The organism is Streptomyces sp. NRRL S-495, from assembly GCF_000966955.1.
Taxonomy (GTDB): domain Bacteria; phylum Actinomycetota; class Actinomycetes; order Streptomycetales; family Streptomycetaceae; genus Kitasatospora; species Kitasatospora purpeofusca.
This window is the reverse complement of record NZ_JZWY01000046.1, coordinates 1-4,849: the sequence shown is the minus strand read 5'-3', so window position 1 is coordinate 4,849 and position 4,849 is coordinate 1. Positions and strand designations below refer to the sequence as shown.

The 4,849-nt window shown below is 69.9% G+C and carries 5 protein-coding genes and 1 pseudogene; 3 read left to right on the top strand and 3 right to left on the bottom strand.

Translation table 11 applies throughout. From position 1 onward, the window contains the following. From VR45_RS03860 to VR45_RS03850, 3 genes and pseudogenes are all read left to right on the top strand, one after another. Window positions 1-205: pseudogene (locus VR45_RS03860) on the top strand (cytochrome ubiquinol oxidase subunit I); the annotation flags it as partial. Beyond that, window positions 205-621, top strand: a complete 417-nt coding sequence (locus VR45_RS03855) for a cytochrome c oxidase subunit 4 (protein WP_045938258.1) — start codon at window positions 205-207, stop codon at window positions 619-621. The pseudogene VR45_RS03860 and the gene VR45_RS03855, both read left to right, overlap by 1 nt. A gap of 170 nt (window positions 622-791) precedes the next feature. Further along, a complete protein-coding gene (locus VR45_RS03850; RefSeq protein WP_045938257.1) occupies window positions 792-2,051 on the top strand; it encodes an Ig-like domain-containing protein in 1,260 nt (419 codons plus the stop codon). 19 nt (window positions 2,052-2,070) lie between these two features. On the opposite strand, the gene VR45_RS03845 is transcribed toward VR45_RS03850, so the two are convergent. The 3 genes from VR45_RS03845 to VR45_RS03835 form a co-directional block, all read right to left on the bottom strand. After that, entirely contained in the window at window positions 2,071-2,466 is a 396-nt protein-coding gene (locus tag VR45_RS03845; RefSeq protein WP_045938256.1) for a GntR family transcriptional regulator, read from the bottom strand. Window positions 2,467-2,588: 122 nt separating this feature from the next. After that, the gene (locus VR45_RS03840; RefSeq protein WP_045938255.1) at window positions 2,589-4,250 is read right to left on the bottom strand and encodes a ubiquinol-cytochrome c reductase cytochrome b subunit; all 1,662 of its coding nucleotides are present in this window, start codon (window positions 4,248-4,250) and stop codon (window positions 2,589-2,591) included. Then, on the bottom strand, window positions 4,247-4,849 hold a 603-nt coding region (locus VR45_RS03835; RefSeq protein ID WP_045938254.1), incomplete at its 5' end, for a Rieske (2Fe-2S) protein. The genes VR45_RS03840 and VR45_RS03835, both read right to left, overlap by 4 nt.

The window sequence follows — 4,849 nt, the reverse complement described above, 5'->3', positions numbered from 1 at the left end:
CTCCTGCCCGCCGCCGCGGCACAACTTCCTCACCCTGCCCCGGATCCGCTCCGAATCCCCGGCCTTCGACCTCCACTACCCGGAGATCGCCGCGCTGGACTACCTGGAGTACCACGGTGAGCCGGCCAAGCACTTCGCCGGTGTGACCCCGGCCAAGTACGACGCCCCGAAGCTCGGCAAGGGCAAGAAGGAAGGCGACGCCTGATGAGGGAACAGGGCAAGATTTTCCTGGGCCTGGCGGTCTTCGTGCTGGCCATGGCGATCACCTACGGCCTGTGGACCAACAGCTCCGACCACGGCATCGAGGCCGCCGGTACCACCGCGCTGTTCCTCGCCTTCGCGCTGTGCGCCTTCATCGGGTACTACCTCGCCTTCACCGCCCGCCGGGTGGACAGCGGCGCGGGTGACAACCCCGAGGCCGAGGTCGCGGACGACTCCGGCGAGCTGGGCTTCTTCGCCCCGCACAGCTGGCAGCCGCTCTCGCTGGCGGTCGGCGGCGCGCTGGCCTTCCTCGGTGTGATCTTCGGCTGGTGGCTGCTGTACTGGTCGATCCCGGTCATCCTGATCGGCCTCTTCGGCTGGGTCTTCGAGTTCTACCGGGGCGAGAACCAGAACCAGTAGGACCGGTTCTCTCCCACAGGGCCGGGCTTCCCGCACGGGAAGCCCGGCCCTGTTGCGTCCCCGGAGTGACGGCCTCACCCCGCCGGCCCAATGGAGCGCCGTTCGGATGTCGCTCAGCCGGAGGAGGTTCCTACGATCTGACCAATCGTGCGAACCCCTGGGAGGCGGTCATGGCCGACAGGCGCGGAATCGCGGGTCTCGGCGGCATCACGCTGGCCCTCGTTGTGCTGGCCCCGCTGGCCGGCTGCACCTCCGGCGGCGAGGAGGTCGCGGACGCCGTCCGCAAGGTCGACGCGGCCCGGCTGGTCCACCTCTCCGCCACGGACAAGGTGGATCCCTCGCAGCCGGTCACGGTCACCGCGGAGCCGGGCAGCCGGCTGACCGACGTCACCGTGGTCGGCCCGGACGGCCGGATCGTCGCCGGGCGGCTCTCGGAGGACCAGCGCAGCTGGCAGACCACCGGCCGGCTGAAGGCGGCCACCGCCTACACCGTGCGGATCGCCGCCGACGACGGCAGCGGCGGGCGCGGCGAGACCACCTCCGGCTTCGCCACCGTGGCCGCCCAGCGGCTGCTGACCGCGAAGCTCGGCCCCGACTCCTCCGGCAGCGGCGTCTACGGGGTCGGCCAGCCGCTCACCGTGCAGCTCTCCGAGGCCGTCAAGGACCCGCAGGCCCGCCAGGAGGTGGAGCGGGCGCTGACGGTGACCTCGCAGCCCGCCGTGACCGGCGCCTGGTACTGGGTGGACGACAAGAACCTGCACTTCCGCCCCGAGGACTACTGGCCCACCGGCACCGTCGTCGCGCTGGCCTTCGAGGCCACCGGCGGCCGGATCTCCGACGGCCTGTACGGCGGCGACCGGGCGGCCCTGGCGATGCGGATCGGCGAGCGGGTCGAGACGGTGGTCGACGCGGCCGCCCACGAGCTGACCCTCAAGCGCGCCGGCCAGGTGGTCCGGACGATCCCGGTCACCACCGGCAAGCCCGGCTTCGACACCCGCAACGGCGTCAAGGTGGTGCTCGGCCAGGAGCGCAAGGTCCGGATGAGCGGCGAGACGATCGGCATAGCGGCCGGCAGCCAGGAGGCCTACGACCTCGACGTCGAGTGGGCCACCCGGGTCACCTGGAGCGGCGAGTACGTGCACGCGGCGCCCTGGTCGGTCGGCTCCCAGGGCGTGGAGAACGTCAGCCACGGCTGTACCGGCATGAGCACCGAGAACGCCCACTGGTTCTACCAGAACACCAGGGTGGGGGACCTGGTGACGGTGGTGAACAGCCGCGGCAAGAGCATGGAGCCGTTCGGCAACGGCTTCGGGGACTGGAACATCGGCTGGGGCGAGTGGGTCGGGCACAGCGCCCTCGGGCAGCCCGTCAGCACCACCACGCCGGCCACCAGGGCCCCCGCCGGCGGGATGATCGCCCCGCTGCTCTGAGGACGGTCCCCGAGGGCCCTCAGGGGCTTTCCTGGCCCTCTGCGGCGTCCTCCCGGTAGGCCAGGCGCAGCGCGTTGTCGGCGGCGGCCAGGGCGTCCGCCGCCGACACCCCGAGCCGCCGGACCCGCTCGGCGTACTCGGCGGCGGCCGCGGCGGCCAGCCGGTGCGCGGAGTCGCCGACCGCGGCGATCAGGGTGCCGCGCCGGCCGTGCGTCTCCACCACCCCGTCCGCCTCCAGCTCCCGGTAGGCGCGGGCGACCGTGCCGGCCGCCAGCCCGAGCCGCTCGGCCAGCGCGCGGACGGTGGGCAGCCGCAGTCCGGTCGCCAGTTCGCCGGTCCGGGCCTGTTCGGCGATCTGGGCCCGGATCTGCTCGTACGGGGGAGTGCCGGCGGCGGGGTCGACGGACAGCTGCACAGGGGCTCCTGACGTTCGGCGGGGCGCCGCGAGGGCCCCGGGGTACGGGAAAGCCCGAGGGCCGCCGACCAGAAGAACTCTGGTCAGCGGCCCTCGGGGTGCGACGCGGGGTGCGTACGGGATCAGTGGTGGCCGTGGCCGCTGGTGATCTCGTGGTGCTCCTCGGAGGTCGGCTTGGGGATCTGGCTGCTCTCGCCGTAGAAGCCGCGGGAGATCTTCGCCCGGGTGCGGTCGAGGACGTTGGCCTTGCGGGCCACGCCGTTCTCGTCCGTCTCGGCCGGCAGCTCGAACGGCTCGATCTGCTCGTGCGCGGTGAGCTTGTGCAGGTCCTTCTGCGGCAGCTGGGCGTGCACCTCGACGAACTCGCCGTGCGGCAGGCGCTTGATGACGCCGGTCTCGCGGCCGTGCAGCACCTTCTCCTTGTCACGGCGCTGGAGGCCGAGGCACCAGCGCTTGGTGATGATGAAGACGAGCACCGGGATCACGAACATGCCCACGCGGACGAAGTAGGTGACCGAGTTGATCGACAGGTGCAGGTGGGTGGCGAACAGGTCGTTGCCACCGGCCGCCAGCAGGACCAGGTAGAGGCTGATCCAGGCGGCACCCAGCGCGGTGCGGACCGGGGCGTTGCGCGGGCGGTCCAGGATGTGGTGCTCGCGCTTGTCGCCGGTGATCCAGCCCTCGATGAAGGGGTAGGCGGCGATCGAGACCAGCACCATCGGGAAGAGGACCATCAGCGGGATCGCCACACCGAGGTTCAGGGTGTGGCCCCACAGGCTGATCTCCCAGCCCGGCATGATGCGGATCAGGCCCTCGGAGAAGCCCATGTACCAGTCCGGCTGGGCGTCCGTGGACACCTGGTCGGGACGGTACGGGCCGTACGCCCAGATCGGGTTGATCGAGGCGATCGCCGAGATGGCCGCGATCAGACCGAAGACCAGGAAGAAGAAGCCACCGGCCTTGGCCATGTAGACCGGCATCAGCGGCATGCCGACGACGTTCTTCTCGGTCTTGCCCGGGCCCGCCCACTGGGTGTGCTTGTGGTAGAAGACCAGGATCAGGTGCGCCACCAGCAGGCCGAGCATGATGCCCGGGATCAGCAGCACGTGGATGGTGAAGAACCGCGGCACGATGTCGTGGCCGGGGAACTCGCCCCCGAACAGGAACATCTGGACGTAGGTGCCGATCAGCGGGGTCGCCAGGACGGCGCCCTCCATGAACCGGATACCGGTGCCGGAGAGCAGGTCGTCGGGCAGCGAGTAGCCGAAGAAGCCGTCGAACATGCCCAGGACCAGCAGCAGGAAGCCGAAGACCCAGTTGATCTCGCGCGGCTTGCGGAACGCGCCGGTGAAGAAGACGCGCATCATGTGCACGAACATCGCCGCGACGAAGACCAGGGCCGCCCAGTGGTGGATCTGGCGGACCAGCAGGCCGCCGCGCACCTCGAAGCTGATGTCGACCGTCGACGCGTACGCCTCGGACATCGGGATGCCCTTGAGCGGGACGTACGAGCCGTCGTAGATGACCTCGCCCATCGAGGGCTTGAAGAACAGCGTCAGGTAGACACCGGTCAGGATGATGATGATGAAGGTGTAGAGGCAGATCTCGCCCAGCATGAAGGACCAGTGGTCCGGGAAGATCTTCCGCAGGTTGGTCTTGGCGAGGGAGTAGATCCCCAGCCGACCGTCCGTCCAGTCCGCCGCCTGCTCCCACTTGTTCGCGGGCTTGGCGCGCGTGCTGGCGGGCTTGGTGGCGCCGGAGGTGGTGCTGCTCGTACTGCTCATCGAGCACGCTCCCAGTAGCTCGGGCCGACGGGCTCGTCGAAGTCGCCGTGGGCGACCAGGAAGCCCTTCTCGTCAGTGGTGATCTTCAGCTGCGGCAGCGGGTGGCCGGCCGGGCCGAAGATCACGCGCGCGCCGTCCGCCAGGTCGAAGGTCGACTGGTGGCAGGGGCAGAGCGCGTGGTGGGTCTGCTGCTCGTACAGGCTGATCGGGCAGCCGACGTGGGTGCAGATCTTGGAGTAGGCGAGGATGCCCTCGAAACCCTTCTCCTTGGACTTGTCGTCCTTGATGTCCTCCGGCGCGATGCGCACCAGCATGAGGGCGTCCTTGGCGATGCGCTGCTGGAAGTCCTCGTCGTGGGTGTGCAGGCCCTCGGGCATCGCAAAGGTCAGCGACCCCTGGATGATGTCCTCGGCCTTCATCGGCTGGTTGGTGTTCATGTTGATGAGCTGCAGGGGCTTGGCGTCGGTCGCCTCCTCCCAGCCGGTGTGCTCCAGCTTGTCCTCGGGCAGCGGGCCCAGGTCGCGCAGGAGGACCACACCGGACAGCGGCACCAGGGCCATCGAACCGATGAGGGTGTTGCGGATCATCTTGCGGCGACC

What these genes read in the sequence shown, in the direction of transcription:
- VR45_RS03855 (WP_045938258.1), top strand. Translation starts at nt 205, where the DNA reads ATGAGGGAACAGGGCAAGATTTTCCTGGGCCTGGCGGTCTTCGTGCTG.
- VR45_RS03850 (WP_045938257.1), top strand. Translation starts at nt 792, where the DNA reads ATGGCCGACAGGCGCGGAATCGCGGGTCTCGGCGGCATCACGCTGGCC.
- VR45_RS03840 (WP_045938255.1), bottom strand. Translation starts at nt 4,250, where the DNA reads ATGAGCAGTACGAGCAGCACCACCTCCGGCGCCACCAAGCCCGCCAGC.